General features: G+C 49.6%; 18 protein-coding genes. 9 read left to right on the forward strand and 9 right to left on the reverse strand.

All coding sequences use genetic code 11. From position 1 onward, the window contains the following. Positions 1-5: 5 nt before the first annotated feature. From coaBC to ACO0LD_RS15480, 6 genes are all read right to left on the reverse strand, one after another. Positions 6-1,211 carry a bifunctional phosphopantothenoylcysteine decarboxylase/phosphopantothenate--cysteine ligase CoaBC gene (coaBC, locus tag ACO0LD_RS15455; RefSeq protein ID WP_423008430.1) on the reverse strand — a complete coding sequence of 402 codons (1,206 nt, stop codon included), beginning with the start codon at positions 1,209-1,211 and terminating at the stop codon, positions 6-8. A 17-nt stretch (positions 1,212-1,228) separates the two neighbouring features. Then, complete coding sequence (gene lspA, locus ACO0LD_RS15460; protein ID WP_423008311.1) at positions 1,229-1,756, reverse strand: signal peptidase II; 528 nt, start codon at positions 1,754-1,756, stop codon at positions 1,229-1,231. 82 nt (positions 1,757-1,838) lie between these two features. After that, the gene (ileS, locus tag ACO0LD_RS15465; protein ID WP_423008313.1) at positions 1,839-4,703 is read right to left on the reverse strand and encodes an isoleucine--tRNA ligase; all 2,865 of its coding nucleotides are present in this window, start codon (positions 4,701-4,703) and stop codon (positions 1,839-1,841) included. A 68-nt stretch (positions 4,704-4,771) separates the two neighbouring features. Then, positions 4,772-5,749, reverse strand: a complete 978-nt coding sequence (locus ACO0LD_RS15470) for a bifunctional riboflavin kinase/FAD synthetase (protein WP_423008315.1) — start codon at positions 5,747-5,749, stop codon at positions 4,772-4,774. A gap of 138 nt (positions 5,750-5,887) precedes the next feature. Next, on the reverse strand, positions 5,888-6,103 hold the full coding sequence (locus ACO0LD_RS15475) for a hypothetical protein (protein ID WP_110257360.1): 216 nt from the start codon (positions 6,101-6,103) through the stop codon (positions 5,888-5,890). Between the two features lie 85 nt (positions 6,104-6,188). Continuing rightward, positions 6,189-7,337, reverse strand: coding sequence for a methyltransferase (locus ACO0LD_RS15480; protein ID WP_423008317.1), 1,149 nt, complete (start codon positions 7,335-7,337; stop codon positions 6,189-6,191). Positions 7,338-7,631: 294 nt separating this feature from the next. Between ACO0LD_RS15480 and ACO0LD_RS15485 the strand changes: the two genes are divergently transcribed. The 9 genes from ACO0LD_RS15485 to ACO0LD_RS15525 all read left to right on the forward strand — a co-directional run bounded on the left by ACO0LD_RS15485 (position 7,632) and on the right by ACO0LD_RS15525 (position 17,258). After that, the gene (locus ACO0LD_RS15485) at positions 7,632-9,344 is read left to right on the forward strand and encodes a DUF885 domain-containing protein (protein ID WP_423008319.1); all 1,713 of its coding nucleotides are present in this window, start codon (positions 7,632-7,634) and stop codon (positions 9,342-9,344) included. A 74-nt stretch (positions 9,345-9,418) separates the two neighbouring features. Next, on the forward strand, positions 9,419-9,895 hold the full coding sequence (locus ACO0LD_RS15490; protein ID WP_423008321.1) for a hypothetical protein: 477 nt from the start codon (positions 9,419-9,421) through the stop codon (positions 9,893-9,895). Positions 9,896-9,939: 44 nt separating this feature from the next. After that, on the forward strand, positions 9,940-10,437 hold the full coding sequence (locus ACO0LD_RS15495) for a protein-tyrosine phosphatase family protein (protein ID WP_423008323.1): 498 nt from the start codon (positions 9,940-9,942) through the stop codon (positions 10,435-10,437). 530 nt (positions 10,438-10,967) lie between these two features. Next, entirely contained in the window at positions 10,968-13,766 is a 2,799-nt protein-coding gene (locus ACO0LD_RS15500) for an Ig-like domain-containing protein (protein ID WP_423008325.1), read from the forward strand. A gap of 206 nt (positions 13,767-13,972) precedes the next feature. Further along, complete coding sequence (locus tag ACO0LD_RS15505; RefSeq protein ID WP_423008327.1) at positions 13,973-14,581, forward strand: glutathione S-transferase family protein; 609 nt, start codon at positions 13,973-13,975, stop codon at positions 14,579-14,581. Positions 14,582-14,673: 92 nt separating this feature from the next. Next, positions 14,674-15,054, forward strand: coding sequence for a DUF6713 family protein (locus tag ACO0LD_RS15510; protein ID WP_423008329.1), 381 nt, complete (start codon positions 14,674-14,676; stop codon positions 15,052-15,054). A gap of 25 nt (positions 15,055-15,079) precedes the next feature. Further along, the gene (locus ACO0LD_RS15515) at positions 15,080-15,646 is read left to right on the forward strand and encodes a hypothetical protein (RefSeq protein ID WP_423008331.1); all 567 of its coding nucleotides are present in this window, start codon (positions 15,080-15,082) and stop codon (positions 15,644-15,646) included. Between the two features lie 53 nt (positions 15,647-15,699). Then, positions 15,700-16,620 carry an ADP-ribosylglycohydrolase family protein gene (locus ACO0LD_RS15520; protein ID WP_423008333.1) on the forward strand — a complete coding sequence of 307 codons (921 nt, stop codon included), beginning with the start codon at positions 15,700-15,702 and terminating at the stop codon, positions 16,618-16,620. Beyond that, complete coding sequence (locus ACO0LD_RS15525; protein WP_423008335.1) at positions 16,617-17,258, forward strand: alanyl-tRNA editing protein; 642 nt, start codon at positions 16,617-16,619, stop codon at positions 17,256-17,258. Before ACO0LD_RS15520 ends, ACO0LD_RS15525 begins: the two co-directional genes overlap by 4 nt. 64 nt (positions 17,259-17,322) lie before the next feature. Here the strand turns inward: ACO0LD_RS15525 and ACO0LD_RS15530 are convergent, their stop codons facing one another. The 3 genes from ACO0LD_RS15530 to ACO0LD_RS15540 form a co-directional block, all read right to left on the reverse strand. Beyond that, positions 17,323-17,748, reverse strand: a complete 426-nt coding sequence (locus ACO0LD_RS15530; protein WP_423008337.1) for a YidB family protein — start codon at positions 17,746-17,748, stop codon at positions 17,323-17,325. A gap of 140 nt (positions 17,749-17,888) precedes the next feature. Then, positions 17,889-18,614: a 16S rRNA (uracil(1498)-N(3))-methyltransferase gene (locus ACO0LD_RS15535; RefSeq protein ID WP_423008339.1), complete on the reverse strand. Its 726-nt coding sequence runs from the start codon at positions 18,612-18,614 to the stop codon at positions 17,889-17,891. Between the two features lie 37 nt (positions 18,615-18,651). Next, entirely contained in the window at positions 18,652-19,059 is a 408-nt protein-coding gene (locus ACO0LD_RS15540) for a DUF350 domain-containing protein (protein WP_423008341.1), read from the reverse strand. Positions 19,060-19,063 lie beyond the last annotated feature (4 nt).

Below are 19,063 nucleotides of genomic sequence, written 5' to 3' on the forward strand. Positions count from 1 at the left end.
AAGATTTAAATGAGGCTGGAGCGCAAGGCGATTTCAGCCACCAGTTGTTGAGCCAGGGCTTGTTTGTCGGCACGCGGCAAGACAGTATGGCCATGCACATCAAACAGCACCAGCTCGTTCTCGTCCTTGCCAAAGGTATGGTGACCGATATTGCCAACCAGCAGAGGTACGTCTTTCTTTTGGCGTTTGGCTGCACCGTATTGCAAAAGATTTTCTGATTCTGCGGCAAAGCCCACGCAGTAGGGCGCATTCTGCATGGCTGCGACGCTGGCCAGTATGTCCGGGTTTTGTGCAAATTGCAGTTGTGGTGCATCACCATCGCTGGTTTTTTTCAGTTTCTGGGCACTGGCATTGGCAACGCGCCAGTCGGCGACAGCGGCAACTGCCACAAACACATCTTGTTTTTGCTGCTGTAGCTGTACTACGACTGCATCAAACATTTGCTGCGCAGTTTGTACATCAATGCGGCGCACACCATAAGGGGCATCCAGCGCAGTAGGACCAGAGACCAGCGTTACGATGGCTCCGGCTTCCCAGGCAGCCTGCGCTATCGCATAACCCATTTTGCCGGATGATAAATTGGTGATGCCACGTACCGGATCTATTGGCTCAAATGTAGGACCAGCGGTGATCAGTACATGTTTGCCAGCCAATGTCTTGGCCTGGAAAGAAGCGATGATTTCTGTCAGTAACTGCTCAGGTTCCAGCATGCGGCCCATGCCGGTTTCACCACAAGCCTGGTTGCCTGCAGCCGGGCCTAGCAGGTGTATTCCATCTGCCTTGATCTGTTGCACATTGCGCTGGGTGGCCGGGTTTTGCCACATCTCTACATTCATGGCCGGAGCGATGAGCAGAGGTAAGCTGGCTGGGCGGGCAACGCACAGGGTGGACAATAAATCGTTGCAGGCACCATGTGCGAGCTTGAAGATAAAGTCAGTACTGCAAGGCGCAATGACGATGGCATCAGCATCACGCGTCAGGTCTATGTGCGGCATATTGTTATTGATGCGCGCATCCCACTGGTCGGTGTACACCGTATTGCCAGACAGTGCTTGCATGGTCACAGGCGTGATGAAATGGGTGGCAGATTCTGTCATCACCACCTGTACATCTGCACCGGCCTTGCCGAGTGCACGCGTCAGTTCTGCAATCTTGTAGCAGGCTACGCCACCGGTCAGGCCCAGAACGATCTTTTTACCAGCCAGTCGCAGACTCATGGTGCTACTCCTTATTTTTTGACGCGGCGTAATTCATCTAATATGAATAATGCTGCACCTATGCAAATCGCGCTGTCAGCGATGTTAAATGCCGGGAAATGATAAATTTCCTGGTAATGAAAATCCAGGAAATCGATGACATGGCCATACAACACCCTGTCAATCACATTACCCAGTGCACCACCCATGATCAGCGCCAGTGCAGTGCAAAACAGCTTTTGACCGGCATGGCGTTTCAACAGGTAAGTGATGTAGGCAGCTGCGATCAAACCGATAGCGGTAAAGAAATAACGTTGCCAGCCTGCTTCTGCAGCCAGGAAGCTGAAGGCAGCCCCCTTGTTGTACGCCAGGGTCAGATTAAAAAATGAGGTTATGCTCAGGGTCTCAGCGTAGGCAAAGGCCTTGCTGATCGTGATTTTTGTGACCTGATCCAGCAAGATAATGATGGCGGCCAGACCCAGCCAGGGTATCAGGCTGGAACCGGAGGAACGGGAGCCTGAAGAATTACTCGATGCAGCGGGACGTTTTTTGGTCGCCATGGATATTGAACTCTTGTGAAGTCTTGATTAATGCAAGAAGGAGCAGGTTTGCACCTGCCCCAAACTCGCAACTACATTTTTACTATGCAAAGCGACGCGCTTCACCAGCGCCAAACAGATTGCTGACACAGCGGCCACACAGGCCAGCGTGTTCAGCATTGCTACCCACGTCTGCACGATAATGCCAGCAACGCTCGCATTTTTCGTATTTGGATGGAGTGACGACCACGGTTTCTTCTGCTTCGCTGGCAACCTGTTCCACACCTGCTGCGGAAGTGATCAGGGTGAATTTCAAGTCGTCGGCAAAGCTGCTCAATACATCAAACTTGCTGCCACTGGCCTTGATTGTCACTTCTGCCTGCAAGGATGAACCGATGCCACCGGCCACGCGTACTTCTTCCAGTTGCTTGGTAACGTCGGTGCGCACCGCACGCAGGGCAGTATACTTGGCCAGCAAGGCTTCTGCATCGGCGATCTCTGGCAAGCTGTAATAGGTTTGCGTGAAGATGGTCTCATCGCTGTCTTTGTAAACATCAGCGGCGGCAAAGAATTGCCAGGCTTCTTCTGCGGTGAAAGACAACATCGGTGCCATCAGGCGTAGCAAGGATTGTGTAATATGCCAGATCGCAGTTTGTGCAGAACGACGCGCATGCGAAGTCGTGCCGCTGGTGTACAGGCGGTCTTTCAGGATATCGAGGTAAAAACCACCAAGGTCTTCTGAGCAGAATGATTGCAATTTGCTGACGACTGGATGGAATTCAAATGCTTCAAAATGTGCCAGGATATCTTTTTGCAATGCCGCCATATTGGCGATAGCATAGCGATCTATCTCCAGCAACTCATTGATGGCAACAGCATCTTTTGAAGCATCAAAATCAGATGTGTTAGCCAGCAAGAAGCGCAGGGTGTTGCGGATACGGCGATAGGCTTCCGTGACACGTTTCAGGATTTCATCGGAGATAGACAGTTCACCTGAATAATCAGACGAGGCAACCCAAAGGCGCAAGATATCGGCACCTAAGGTGCTGGAGATTTCTTGCGGCTCCATGCCATTTTTCAATGACTTGGACATTTTCCGGCCTTGACCATCGACGACGAAACCATGTGTCAGCAAGGCTTTGTAAGGTGCACGGCCATCCAGCATGGACGCTGTCAACAGCGAAGAATGGAACCAGCCGCGATGCTGGTCAGAACCTTCCAGATAAAGATCTGCCGGGAAGGCTGACTGCTCTTTGTGCGAGCCGCGTAAAACAGTCTGATGCGTTACGCCAGAATCAAACCATACGTCCAGGGTATCGCGGTTTTTCACATACATGGCAGCTTCATCACCAAGCAAATCAGCGACTTCGATTTTTTGCCAGGCTTCTATGCCTTCTTTTTCTATACGCAAGGCGATTTGTTCCAGCAATTCTGGTGTGCGTGGATGCAATTGGCCAGTTTCCTTATGCAGGAAGAAAGCCATAGGCACGCCCCATTGACGTTGGCGTGACAAAGTCCAGTCAGGACGGTTGGCGATCATGCCATGCAAACGCGCCTTGCCCCATGCCGGGAAGAAGGCGGTTTCATCGATAGCGTGCAAGGCCGTTTGACGCAGGCTGGCACCACCCGCTTTGGGTGTGTTGTCCATGCTGGCAAACCACTGTGAAGTGGCGCGATAGATGATCGGTGTCTTGTGACGCCAGCAATGCATATAGCTATGCTCAAACATCTTGAACGAGAACAGCGTTCCCGCTTCACGCAACTTGTCACAGATAGGTTTGGACGCTTCCCATATCGTCATACCGGCAAAGAAAGGCAGGCTGGACGCAAATTTGCCGTCACCCATAACCGGGGCGATGATGTCGTCATCTTTCATGCCATGCGCCTTGCATGACTGGAAATCTTCTACGCCGTAAGCTGGTGCAGAGTGAACCACGCCAGTACCGGTTTCTGTACTGACATATTCACCCAGGTAGACTGGAGAAAAGCGGTCATAGCCAGCATCCAGTGCTGACAGCGGATGTTTGAATTTGATCTCAGACAAATCCGCACCCAGGCAAGTGGCGATGACTTCGCCTGTCAGGCCATAGTTGCTCAGGCTGGCCTCAACCAGGTCTTGAGCCAATATCAGCAGGATGTCTTCACCTTCGCGCTGGGTTTTGACCAGGGCGTAAGTGATTTCCGGGTGCATGTTCAGCGCCTGGTTGGACGGGATGGTCCATGGCGTTGTCGTCCAGATGACGCAATAGCCTTTGTCCAGCGGCAGCTTGTCGAGCTTGAAGGCAGCAGCCAGTTTGTCATGTTCAGCAAACGGGAAACCGACGTCGATGGATGGGTCGCGCTTGTTTTCGTATTCGACTTCAGCTTCAGCCAGGGCAGAGCCGCAGTCAAAACACCAGTTGACTGGTTTCAGGCCGCGATAGACATAACCTTTTTCCAGCAATTTGCCGAGTGCACGCAACTCATCGGCTTCATTGCCAAAGGCCATGGTCTTGTATGGGTTATCCCATTCACCCAAGACACCCAAACGGATGAAGCCGGCTTTTTGTTTCTCTATCTGTTCATTCGCATACACGCGTGCCTTGGCGTGCACTTCTGCTACAGGCAGGTTCTTGCCAAACAGTTTTTCTACCTGGATTTCGATAGGCATGCCGTGGCAATCCCAGCCAGGTACATACGGCGCATCAAAGCCAGCCATGGTACGGGCTTTGACGATCATGTCCTTCAATATTTTGTTGACGGCATGACCCAGGTGGATATCGCCATTGGCGTACGGTGGGCCGTCATGCAGGATGAATTTCGGGCGGCCAGCGGTAGCCTTGCGCACACGTTCATAGATTTTCTTGTCTTGCCATTCCTTGACCCACTTGGGTTCGCGTTTGGCCAGGTCGCCACGCATGGGAAATGCAGTTTCGGTCATATTGACCGGGTATTTACTGGCAGTTTTTGCCGCTTTGTTTTCAGACATAATGAGTTTTCTATTTTTTTAAAATCAGGGTGAAGTCACAGGCAATTACAACTAACAATGTGTGAGCTTCAAATTCGGTCAGTGGCAGAGCGGGCAGGGCGGTGACTGTCGGCAAAATAGGCGCGAGCCTGATCTGCATCCTTGTTGATGGCCGCAGTCAGGGTAGGCAGGTCTATGTATTTTTCTTCATCACGCAGTTTTTTCAAGAATTCTATCTGCACGACTTTGCCGTAAGCTTGACCGCTGTAATCAAATACATGGGTCTCCAGCAGTACACGGCCACTGTCATCGACAGTAGGTCGCACACCCAAGCTGGCAACGGCGGGCAAAGGCTGGTCTGCCAGGCCATGTACTTGCACGATAAAGATGCCATTCAGTGCAGGGCGGTGATGGGCGATACGCAGGTTCAGCGTAGGAAAGCCTATGGTGCGCCCCAGCTTTTGGCCGTGCACCACATGGCCTGAAATACGGTAAGGGTGACCCAGCAAGGCTTCTGCCTCATCAAAATCACCATTGGCCAAGGCCAGGCGTACTGCAGATGAAGATATGCGCACACCCTTGTTTTGTACTGAAGGCAGGGTTTCAACCGTAAAGCCAAAACGCTGTCCCGCTTCAGTCAATGTAGCGATATCGCCAGCACGTTTTGCACCAAAGCGGAAATCTTCACCGACCATGACCCATTTGACATGCAGACCATCGACCAACACTTTTTCTATGAAGTCTTGCGGTGACAATGCAGCGAAGTGGGCATTGAAGTGTTCAACGATGACTCTGTCTACACCAGCAGCTTGCAGCGAAGCCATGTTGTCGCGCAAATTGGCGATGCGTGTTGGTGCTTTCGACAGATCACCCAGCATCTGGGCAAAAAATGCACGCGGATGTGGTTCAAATGTCATCACGGCGGCTTCTATGCCCAAACGTGTGGCAGCATCCCGCAAACGGGCAAGCAAAGTCTGGTGGCCCAGATGTACGCCGTCAAAATTGCCTATCGCCAGCGCACAGGGTGCGCGGGAGGCTGCATTTGGAAGTCCGCGAAATACCTTCATTGTTTCCAGAAAACTGCTGCAAAGCCGTAGATTATAAATGCTTTCGTCTGGCTATAGACCTGATCTGAGGTGGAAATGCAAATTTCACAAGGGATTAATTTGTGAAATCATCACATTTCTCAACATTTGGTGTATGAATCAATGATGATGTGACCACAAAACATCGTTGGAGCTCAGATAAGACTGAACGGCCTCCTTGTTGCCAGTCGCATGTTTCATGATTTCGCCGCAATTACAGATGCCCTGGTAAGGCTGGATGTGCGAGCAGGCAGAAACTTTTTGCAAGAAGACCTGGACAGACTTGCTGCAGTTTTTACATTTAAAGGTCAGGATGCGGGCGGGTTTGTTGATCATGATGCTAATTTTCTAAACGATTTTTTTAAACAATGAATAAATTCAGTGAGCAGGCCAAGAACTATTGCTGCTCACAATACAGCTGCTATTTTAATTTTAAACGCCACAATGAAGTAACTTCTTTGACGCGGGCAGCATGCAAGGGGTCGTTTTCATCCGTAGATTTTGGATGACGGGGCTTGATATCCATTTTGCCGATGACAGTCAGGCCACCTGCCTCTATCCAGCCCGGCAATTCTGACGCACTGCGCAGGCCCAGGTGTTCGGCAAAGTCAGACATGACCAGCCAGGCTTCACCCTGTGGTTCCAGATGTTCTGCCACGCCAGCCAGAAAGCCGCGCAGCATGCGGCTGTCTGGATCATATACGGCATATTCTATCGGCGAGTTGGGGCGTGCAGGTATCCACGGTGGGTTACAAACCACCAGCGGCGCACGACCGGGTGGGAACAGGTCTGCCTGTACCAATTCAATTTGGTCGGCTAAACCCAGTCTGTCTACATTTTCACGGGCGCAGGCGAGGGCACGGAGGTCCTGGTCGGTCGCAACGATTTTTTTGACGCCACGTTTTGCCAGCAGGGCTGACAAGACTCCAGTGCCCACACCGATATCAAAAGCCAGTGTTGTCGATGGCAGCGGTGCTTTCGCCAGCAAGTCTATGTATTCACCACGTACAGGTGAGAACACGCCATAGTAAGGGTGGATTTTTGCACCCAGAGCAGCGATCTCAACACCATTCTTGCGCCATTCATGCGCACCTATCAGGCCCAGCAATTCACGCATGGAAGCCACAAAGGCAGTGCTTGGTTCACCATACACTTCGCGGCAGGCTTGCGATACATCTGGCGCGCGGCGCAGGGTGATGCGGTAATCGGCTTCAAAGGGGATTAACAGCATGGCCAGCACGCGCGCTCTTTGCGATTGCGCCTGGCGGTGCAGGTTGAATGCTTCTTTGGCAGATTCAGGTACTTTGGCTTTTTTGCTGGCCTTGGCCGGTTTTTTATCGATACGACGTGCCAGTGACTGCAATAACTGTTTGGCATTGTGGTAATCACCACGCCACAGCAAGGCCGTGCCTTCACAGGCCAGCTTGTAAGCTGTTTCTGTATTCATGCGGTCATCAGCAATCTGCACGCGCTTGGGCGCTGGTGCGCCACTCTCTGAATGCCAACGGCATGAGCGGGCTTCGTCGTTTTCTATCCAGTGCAATTGCAGAGCGGGGTCGGGGGTGTTCATGTTTTTCTTTTTGTTGATTTTGTTGATGGTGCGGGTTTGCCAGCAGGCGGCCAAGGCTGGAGTGTAACAAAGAAAGCAGGCTGGAAGAGTGCTCTCTGAGGAACGCGCTGGATTTTGCCGGTGAATTTCCTTTGCTGGGGCAAAGTAAAAAATACAGCTGCCAAGCACAATCTTATGTTAACCTCATGCTTCTTAATATATTAAGCCTGCGAGATACCCACCATGCCCATTTCATTTCGTCCTGTTTTGCTAGTCACTTTGCTGTCTACTTTAACATTCGCTGCCCCTGACAGCATGTCTGCGAGCGCACCGGTATCCGTCAGCAAGAAAGCCGATCAGGGTTTTGCACAGGTCAAGACAGCCTTCCTCACTGCTTTGTGGCAACAAGACCCGGACATGGCGATGGCGGCTGGCCGTTACCAGGATGCCAATAAACTTGTACTGCCAAATCAGGCTACCCGCGATGCCTATGTTGCTTTTGTTGATAACTGGCTAGCGCAATTGGGCAAGGTGGACGCAGAAGCTTTGTCCGCAAAAGAGCAGACTGACCTGGCGTTGATACGCAACTACCTGAACGGTGCACGCTGGTATGTGACACAATTCCGCGAATTTGAATGGAACCCTACCCAGCATAATATAGCGGGCAGTTTTGATGCCATTCTTAATACTGATTTCGCCCCAAAAGCGAAGAGGGTACTGATAGCGATACAGCGCCTGCAAGCCGTGCCAGCGTATTATGCAGCGGCCAAAGCCAGCATCAAAAACCCTACGCCTGAACATACCCGTCTGGCAATCAAACAAAGTGGCGGTGCCATCACAGTATTGGCAGGGCTGGAAAAAGTAGCCGCACAAGAGAAACTCGCAGGCAAAGACAAGCAAGCGCTGGAAGAGGGCTTGAAAAATGCGCGTGCTGCCGTCAATGACTACGTGCAATTTCTTGAAGACCTGGAAAAAAAACTTGATCCGGCAACGGCGCGTTCTTTCCGCATAGGCAAGGATTTGTATGAAGGTAAATTCACCGCAGATATCCAGTCCTCACTGAGCGCGGAACAAACTTACCAGCGCGCACTGACCGCCAGAGATGAAGCGCATAATAATATGGAAAAATTGGCCGACCAGCTCTGGGATAAAACCATGGGCGCGCAAGCCAAACCTGCTGACCGCGTCAAGAAGATTGCCATGGTCATTGACAAGCTGTCTGAAAAACACGTAGATGCAAAAGACTTGTATCCTGAAATCCGCAAGCAATTGCCACAGTTGGAGAAATGGATACGCGAGCATGACCTGGTCAGTCTTGATCTGAAAAAACCGCTGGTGGTCCGTGAAACGCCGGAATATCAACGCGGTGTCAGCCTTGCCTCTATCGAAGCGCCAGGCATCTTCAGGCCTAACGATAAAACCTATTACAACGTGACGCCTTTTGATGGGCAGCCTGCCGAGCAAATTGAAAGCACCCTGCGTGAATACAATCACTGGGTCTTGCAGATATTGAACATCCACGAAGCCATTCCTGGTCATTACACGCAACTGCAACATGCAAATAAATCACCGTCAGTGATCAAGACACTGTTTGGCAATGGTGCCATGATAGAAGGCTGGGCGGTCTATAGCGAACGCATGATGCTGGAGTCGGGTTATGGCGACAATACGCCAGAGATGTGGCTCATGTATTACAAGTGGAATTTACGTGCGGTCTGCAATACTATCCTCGATTATCAAGTGCATGTACTCGGCATGACAGAGGCAGAAGCCAAAGACTTCTTGATGAACCAGGCCTTCCAGACCAAGGCAGAAGCGGATGGAAAATGGCTGCGGGTGCAATATACATCCGTGCAACTCACCAGCTATTTCAGCGGTTATAGCGAGATACTTGAATTCCGCGAACAACTCAAAAAGCAGCAGGGCGACAAATTCAAACTCAAGCAATTCCATGAGCAATTCCTTAGCTATGGCAGTGCGCCTGTGGGGATGATCAAGAAGCTGATGTTGAAGGATGCGGGAAAATAAAAATTTCTTACAGGATTCCGGAATAGTTGCTGGTATTCTTCTCCTTCAAAAATTATTAAGCAAAGTCGCCCGCCATGATCAGATTAAAATTATTCAATTCTATTTTAGTTCTCATGGTGATATGCCCTGGTTACGCATTCAGCCTGGAAACTAGTATCAAGGACAAAGAACAACTACTTATCGGCACATGGCAAAAAGGTTTGACCGCTGAAATTGCAGCATTAAGCGCAGATCAACTGGCTCAGTACAAATCGTTGAGCCGTTTAGGTGAGGTGGTTCAATATAAGGCGGACCATAGTTTCGTCATGTATCCGCCTTGCGGAAAAAAGGCGGAGGATTTGCGTAAACTTGGGATGAGTTTTATTGAAGGGACCTGGCAGATCAATGATGCTGGTGATTTGGTGAGTGAGGTCAGCAATAAAGGCAAGGTCTTTACGCAAGTATCGAAAATTGATTGGATAAATGAACAGCTTGTATTGACCATAGGAAAAGCGGGCACAGGCGATAGGATGGGAAAATATTCTGGCAAGTTCCCTCCGCAATGCTCCTAGTATGGTGCAAATCAAGTTGACATGATTCTCAACAGCAAATAGCGATGCGCCCAGATATTTATAAAGTTACCCAAATCGGTCAAGGTTTTCTCGCCGTCATGGCCAAACCCGTTGCAGGCGAATGGATAGAAGACGAATTTCGCGGGATTGCGCAATTCGGCATTAGCAGGCTGGTCTCGTTGTTAGAGACCCATGAAATACGTGACTTGGGTTTGCAGACTGCGCCAGACTTATGCGCAGCAAATCAAATCAATTTTATGCATTACCCCATCAAGGACAGAGGCTTGCCATCTTCTTTTTCTGCCACGCAGAAACTGGTGACGCAATTACATGATGACCTCCTCAAGGGGAGCAATACAGTCATCCACTGCCGCGCCGGAATCGGGCGGACTGGCCTGCTTGCCGCAGCAGTGTTGATACGACACGGGTTTGATGCTGCGGCTGCGCTGGCCATAATCAGCAAAGCGCGTGGTGTTATGGTTCCCGATACCCAAGAACAAATCGATTGGCTGAACAAGCATCTGGCCGCATTGCGGACCTGAAATATCAAAATTCTGTTCAATTCAGATTTTAATTCCCTTCCTTTTCAGGATAAATATTCCACTGAAGTAATTTAAATTTCCTGCCGGAAAAATATTCGCTCGTCTGTTTTGGTGCATCCACAAAAATTGTGGTGCAAAAGTCGTAAAAATGCACAAAACAGATAAGCAAGAGTGGTTTTTTCACAAATTTGTTAAAAAAAGTCAAACCTCGGTAACAAAACTGACATGTGCGGATGTTAATCTAGTAATCGTTTGCGCAAACGATTGCTTAATATAACTTTCGTTAAATCTCGTTTCTAGAAAGCTGCAAACAGCATGGTGGTAAGAAGAATAGTAGAGCTGTACAAGAATGGCTGCTTACGGATATCTGAACAAAGGCTGAAGAAAAAGAAGCGAGAGAGGCGTGTTCCCGATGGGATGCGCGCCGGCAAAGTATGACTCTGCTTTAATGATTTCAACTGAATGAGGATATGTGTGAGACGGTCACATATATGAATATTAATGAATAATCATTCAGGGGGAATATTTTTATGCAAGGTCTACAAAAAGCCGGCAAGCTAAAAGTGCTGGCGTTGCAACTCAGTCTTATGTTTACAGTCAGTTTTGCGGGCATGGGCGCAGCCTACGCGTCTATCCCGGATCATCACGAGTTTGATGCAAGTCTGCACGTGCCTTATCGCTCAGATGCCAAAGCCGGTGCCGAATCCCGTTATTTTACGATGGAATTCGAATACCCTTATGTCACCAAAGAGCAGACCATCACCTGGCGCCTTGAGTTGCTGGGCAGCGATGGTAAAGTCGTTGACCGCTGGTACGGCACAGAAAAACTGTTCAAGAAAACTGTTACTGCGCAAATGTTCTGGAGTGGCCGAGGCCCGACTGGCGCAGCCTTGAAAGATGGCATCTATCAAGTCAGGTTGACTGCCAAGGCGACAGACACATCTGCCCTGCAAGCTGCACCGGCAACTGATGTTGCCAGTACGGTGGAACGTGCGCTGGCAAAGCACGATACAGAAATCATTACACAAAACTGGCCACTGCAAGTCGGCAAGCTGGCTACACCAAAAATGCCTAGTTTTGCTGCCTTGCCAACCAAGGCCAGCAAAGCACTTTCTACTTCGTCCACAACTGCTGCGAAAATCGTAGCAGGCGCAGCTCCACCACCGGCTCCGGCAACTGGCTCACTGCCTTACACCATTTATTACGGCAACCTGCATAGCCAGACTAACCATAGCGATGGTGGTGGCGAACTGACTTCATGTACCGGTGCGCAAAACCCGCAATCTGCCGCTTATGGCCCAACCGACGCATATCAATATGCATTGAACAAGGGGCTGGACTTTTTGATGACGTCTGAGCATAACCATATGTACGATGGTTCTGACAGCACCAATGCGTCAGCTAATCCGGTAACTGCTAAAAATCTGTTTCAATCTGGCCTGACCGCAGCGAGCAGTTTTAATTCTGGTCATGCAGGCTTCCTTGCGATCTACGGTCTGGAATGGGGTGTCATCAATAACGGTGGTCACATGAATATTTTCAACACCAGTGAATTATTGGGTTGGGAATACAATAGTAGTAATCAACTGATCGCCGATACGCTCACGGCCAAGAACGACTATGCCGGCCTGTATACCCTGATGCGTCAACGTGGCTGGGTAGGTCAGTTCAACCATCCATCCAGCAGCGGCCAATTTATTGTCAATGGTACTGCCCTGGGTTATACCGCAGATGGTGACCAGGCCATGGTTGCTTGCGAAGTGTTAAATACTTCGGCTTTCTCGACGAATACAACAGAGACAGAAACCAGCCGCAGTACCTATGAAGGCGCTTGTAACAAGGCACTGGAAGCTGGCTTCCACGTCGCCTTCACGACAGACCAGGATAATCACTGCGCCAACTGGGGTGCGTCTTATACCAACCGCACGGGTATTTTGCTGGCAAACGGCGCTGCTCTGAATAATGCAAATTTTGTCGATGCCATGAAGGCGCGCCGCATCTTTGCTACCATGGACAAGACATCGCAAATCATCCTGACTGCGAATGGTCATATCATGGGTGAGCGTTTCACCAATAGCGGCTCTCTGACCCTGGTCAGTAATTTCGCCAGTACCAGTGGCCGTTCTGTTTCTACCGTCGTTATCTATGAAGGCGTGCCTGGCCGCAATGGTACGGTCACACAATTGTCCAGCACTGCAACGACGACAATTACCCCGGCAGTAGGCGAGCATTTTTATTATGCAAAGATCACACAGGATGACGGAAACATTCTGTGGTCTGCGCCGATCTGGGTGACACAGTCAAACAGCGTCGATACCACGCCACCTACAGTCAGCGCAGGTGAATCAGGCACGAGTGGTACCATCACATTATCTGCCAATGCGACAGATAACGTCGGTGTCAGCAAGGTTGAGTTTTATGTCGACAATGCACTCAAAGGCACAGCCACCAGCACGCCTTACAGCATGACACTGAATTCGACGAGCCTGACTAACGCCAGCCACAGTCTGGTCGCCAAAGCCTACGATGCAGCCAACAATGTCGGTACTTCATCGGCAGTCAGCTTCACCATCAATAACCCTGTCAGCGATACGACTGCACCTACCGTGTCGGCCAGTGAAAGTGGCACTAGCGGTAACATTACCCTGTCAGCGACAGCGACAGATAATGTGGGTGTGACCAAAGTTGAGTTTTATGTTGACGGAACGTTGAAGGCAAGCAGCACGACCTCTCCGTATTCAACGACATTGAATTCAACCACGCTGTCAAATGGGACACATAGCCTGGTTGCCAAAGCCTATGATGCTGCCAATAATATTGGTACATCATCTGCAGTGAGCTTTACTGTCAACAACAGTACATCCACACAGTTGATTACCAATGGTGGCTTTGAGAGTGGTGCCAGTTCATGGACTGCCAGTTCGGGCGTTATCAGTACCGGTGGCTCAGAAGCATCGCGCACAGGCAGCTACAAAGCCTGGCTCAATGGCTATGGCAGTGCCCACACTGACACTCTGTATCAACAAGTGACTATCCCTGCCGCAGCAACATCCGCCAGCCTGAGTTTCTGGTTGAAGGTCAGTTCGGATGAAACCACGACTACCCAGGCTTACGATACTCTTAAACTGCAAATACAAAACAGCAGCGGCACGGTATTGGCAACACTGGCGACATATTCGAACCTGAATAAAGGGACAGCTTATGTAAACAAAACCTTTGATCTGAGCAGCTATAAAGGCCAGACCATACGCGTGTACTTTGTTGGCGTTGAAGGTAGTGTGACAGCGACATCTTTCCTGCTTGACGATATATCGCTGATATCCCAATAAACGCGGTCAGGTGGTTTAGTATTAAAAACGAGAAAACCCGCCGAGTCTGGCGGGTTTTTCATTTGTGTTTTGTCTTTGCTTACTCTCAGTTTGCTGAATTGCCTCGGACATGCGACAAAAAAGAGTGGTGATAATTGGCTTCTGTAATTCGCTTCTGTAATTCGCGGTAAGATATCCCATCTTCCTAACGAATGCCGGGGATCAAAATGAAGATCAGGTTTTATCACGCACCAGATGCAAATTGCTGCGAACGCTTGTTGTGGATACTTGACTATAAAAAAGTCGATTACGAGCGTATTGATGTCGGCTTGGGCGACGTCGGTGAACAAGTCAGGTTGCTGAGTCCCTTTGCCCGCGTGCCAATGATGGAAGTTGACGGCATCGCTTTAAGTGAATCCATGGCCATGGCAGAATTTATTGAGGAGGTCGCACCCAATCCACCTTTGCAATATACAGAGGCATTTGCCCGCGCCCAGGTGCGCGAGATTTGTGAAGCAGTTAATTCATCAATACATCCCCAGCAGAACGGTAGCACGGTGCGATTTTTTCATCCAGACTGGAGCAGAGAGCAGATGCGGCCAGTGCGTGCTAAATGGCTGAGTCTCAATTTAGAAAAATTGCAAGGGCGATTATGGCGCAGTAGTCAGTTTGCTGTCGGCACACAATTCACCATGGCCGATATCTTCGTCAGTATCATTTATCGCAAAGCGCTGGATCTCGGTGTGTCAAGCAGTGATTTGCCTGAGTATGATCAGTACTGGCAATTTCTGATGTCGAATGAAGCGTTACGTAGCAGCTGCCCGATCGTATCCTGAAGATGATAGTTTTCCGTGGTCTGTGAACTCGCCATGTTGGTCAAGCTTGCGGCAATATATCTTGTAGAAAAATGTTCTGGAAAGTACCAACGATGCTACTGAATTCGCGGCTGCAAGTTATTTTTTTGCTCAATGCTACAGTATTGATTACTCATCAGATTGACGCTGCTTTCTGGCACGAGTGGGACCTTTTCCATATTCCAGGAGGAAATCAGACTAACCTGTTACTGAACTTGCCGATTATCGCGCTTGTCTTGTTTGCGCAAGGGCAGGTGATGGCGAATAATAAAACCGCACTTGGCTATTACAAATTGATAGCTTTTTTAGGTTTTCTTACAGTAGCAATTCACTCTGCATTCTTTGCTGTGGGTAACGAAGCATTCATGCAGCCTGTGTCCATTGCTTTGTTAATCGCAACGGCTCTGCTCTCTGGCATGCAACTTTTCCTGCTTCGTAGCATTGTCCACGAATAGCCTTCATCTTTACTTCTGATACATTATGCATAAATTCACATTTCCCCTGCTGCTCTTTTTTTGTGTAGGTAGTGTATCCGCCGAGGTACATAACGACGCCATCAACATCAGTTTTCCGGATCAACTGGCGGGTTTTAAATTTGCTGAAACTTCCTCTTTTCCTGTGAAGGAGTTGGGTAATTATATTGCTTACAAACGTAGCGATCCTGTGCTGGCCTCGATTTACATTTACACTGCAGGCATTTCCCCCATCCCGGCCAGTATAGATACGCCAGTAGTCAAGCAGCATTTCAGTCAGATCATTGCTGAAGCAAAGGGAATGGAAAACTCAGGACAGGCGCGTTCTGTCAATTTGACTACTGGCTTTCAACAAAATACTCATTATTTCAGTTGTGGGCCACAATTTATCTGGCGGGAATTTGAATTTGAAAACGCGACTGGCGCGAATACCTCCTACACTTATTTGACCACGATGAAAAACAATTTCGTCAAACTGCGCATTACTCATCGAAAAGGCGACGCCCAGGCACGGAGCGAAGTTGAAACTTTTGTCGGTGAAATTAGAAAATTGCTAGGTAAATGTAAAGATTGAAATTTCAATCAGGAATCTTTGCTGACCTTGATTTGAGTAGGAAAATGAGAGATATGCTTGGTATAAACACTCCACTGGAACGTGCATTGATATCACTGGATGGATTATCTATCGGTGACGCTTTTGGCCAATGTTTTTTTCAAGAAGAAAGCAAGCTCTTACTTGACGAGGGGCGACAGCTACCGGAAGACCCCTGGTATTTTACTGACGACACAGAAATGACACTGTCCATCATCGCAGTTCTGCGCAGTCATGGTGAAATTCATCAGGACACATTGGCAAAAAGTTTTGCCAAACACTACAGCTACGACCGTGCCTATGGGCCGTCCATGCATAGAGTCCTGGCACGCATTGATGCAGGTGAGGCATGGCAAGAGGTGGTTGCCAGCGCTTTTGAAGGGCAGGGTTCTTATGGTAATGGCGCTGCCATGCGTGCAGCGCCACTTGGGGCTTATTTCGCAGATGATCTGGCATTGCTGATGAAGCAGGCCACTTTGTCTGCCGAAGTAACGCATGGGCATCCAGAAGGAATCGCGGGAGCCGTTGCCGTTGCATTGGCTGCCGCGCAGGCTTGCCTTTACAGCGATGTGGGAATAAGACCCAAACATGCAGAATTTTTAGGGAAGGTTATCGACTTGTTACCCCAGAGTGAAGTGCGCTCCAAACTGGCTCGCGCTCAGTCCATAGCGACTGCAGGGTCTATGGATTTTCTGGTCTCTGTTTTGGGCAATGGTAATAATATGTCGGCGCAAGATACGGTGCCGCTGGCCTTGTGGTGTTGCGGACAGGTATTGGAAGATTTCGAGAAGGCGATGTGGCTGACTGTCAGTGCAGGAGGGGACCGCGATACCTTATGCGCGATAGTTGGCGGTGTTGTCGCCTCGTTTGTTGGTGATGAAGGTATTCCAGATAATTGGAAATCCAAGCGTGAAGCTTTGCCATTATGGCATCTTGAATCTGGAGAGGTAAATTGACAAAGAAAAGTTTTTGGGACGACCCCTATCAAACCAGTTTGCAAACGCAAGTCAGCAAAGTGGATGGGAATGATATTTACCTCGCATCGACAATTTTCTTTGCATTCTCCGGTGGGCAGGAAAGTGATGAGGGCACTATAGGTGGGCATACGGTAGTTGCTGCGCGTAAGGAGGGACTGGGGTTGGTCTACACTCTGGCAGATGGTCATGGCTTGCAAGCTGGGCAGGATGTAGAAGTCTATATAAACTGGGACAGGCGTTATCGCCTCATGCGCCTGCACTTTGCGGCTGAACTGGTGCTGGAATTATTTTGCAAGTCGTTGCCTGGTGTGGGCAAGGTCGGTGCACATATTGCCCATGACAAGGCACGCATAGACTTTGTCTGGCCTGAAAGCATCGCACCCTTGCTGCCTGCTTATACGCAAGAAGCGCAAGCCATCATTGATGCTGATCTTGACATTACATGCGCATTTGAAGATGAGATTACGGAAAGACGCTATTGGGAAATCGCCGGATTTTCCCGCGTGCCCTGCGGTGGTACTCATGTCAAAAGCACGGGCGAACTGGGACAGATCAGATTGAAGCGTAACAATATAGGACGTGGTAAGGAGAGGGTAGAGATTTACCTGCTGCCATAAAAAAACAGCGACTGAAATATCTGTCGCTGTTTTTTTACGCTGTGAATAAGTAGCTGACTGAGGCTTACTTCGCAAACAAGGACGAAAACTGTTGCAGCACCGCTGCCGGATTGATATTGCCAGCCTCCCGCACCTGGCCATGTGGTGTCAGGTGATCGATAATACCAGGCAAAAATTCAGCGAGATGGCTCGCTGCTCCTTCATGTGAAATTCCAGCAGCATCAGCCAGTTGCTGCAATTGTCCGCCACTTAAAGCTTGCTGGATTTGCGCGGCAGAGATAGGCATATTTTGTCCCGTACCCACCCATGATTGCACGATGTCAGCCAGGCCTGCCTGATGAAACGCACTGATCAAGGCTTGCAAACCGCCAACGCCGCCAGGTTGTTTGTCGCCCAGCATGGCAACTACTGCCTGCATCAATCCTGCCTTGCTATCATTGTCTTGATTCATGCTACCAAGCATGCCTAATGCGCTATCGAGTAATCCCATGATTTTCCTTTCTGAATTGGTAAAGTGCTGCAAGTGTAAATCTGGATATCGACAGCAATTGTGAACTCTGTATGAAATTTGACAATGTTTTACGGCGATGGAAATTTTTAAGAATTTGTGCAGACCTTATGCCTATCTGTCTACATGCCACCCCATGCTGCATTCAATACTGCAATCGCAGCAAGCCCTGCAGTCTCGGTACGCAATATGCGTGGCCCCATAGATAGCGCCAGCACACCATGCTTGATGGCGAGATTTTCCTCTTCGTCGGAATATCCACCCTCCGGCCCGATCATCAGACTGACAGCTTGTGCAGGATGATGACGTGACCAGTCCGCCAGTGATTGCTCTGCGCGTGGCGTCAGCAATATTCTTTGATGCATGTCTTGCTGGCTCAGCCACTGGTTGAAATTCATCAGCGGTGCCAAATGGGCGAGGCGGTTGCGACCACATTGTTCAGCTGCTGCCACGACTATACCTTGCCAGTGCGCCTGTTTTTTCTCGGCACGTTCTGCTGACAGTTTGACGACACAGCGCTGTGCCGCCAGGGGCTGGATTGCGCTGACGCCAAGTTCCATGGCTTTTTCTATGATCCAGTCCATTTTCGAAGCTTCTGGCAGGGCTTGTACCAGGTTTAGCGAATAAGGTAATTCACATTCTTCTGGTAAAAATACTTTGACTTCCGCCGTCACGTTTTTCTTTGCCACCTGGGTCAAAGTGGCAACATAGCAGCCCCCTTCACCATTGAAGATGCTGATGTTGTCGCCTACGTTCTGACGTAACACGAAAACATGGTGTGCGACTTCATCCGGAAGCTCGATGGTGGCCCCTATACTTAAAGGGAGAGGGCAGTAAAAACGTGGCATTCAATTCTCTGTATTCAAAAGCAAAATCATTAATCTTTTAGTAGGTCATGCAGGCGGCGTTCAGCATGCCCAAGCCCAGACTCAAGGCGCCCAAAAAGACGCCAGAAGCAATTTTATTACCTGGTATGTCGGAGACTATGCCGGGAATCAACAAACGGGCAATACCAAAGGCCAGCAATTGTATGACCAGCGCTATCACACCCCAGAAGCACATATCAACCAGGCTGACACTGTTGGCAATGGCCGAAGCCAACGCCGTGCAATAACCCAGCACTGCACCAGACAGGCTGGCTGCTGCTGCAATATTACCTTCGCGTATCAAGGCAATTTCACGGTAAGGCGTGATGCGTATGTACACGACGACAAATATCGCCAGCAAGACGAAAGCGGCAGCAATATGACTGAAGAAGGCAAGTAGCCCGTGTGTCAGTAATTGTTCACTCATGGGG

The organism is Undibacterium sp. Ji83W (genome assembly GCF_049340385.1).
Lineage (GTDB): Bacteria > Pseudomonadota > Gammaproteobacteria > Burkholderiales > Burkholderiaceae_D > Undibacterium.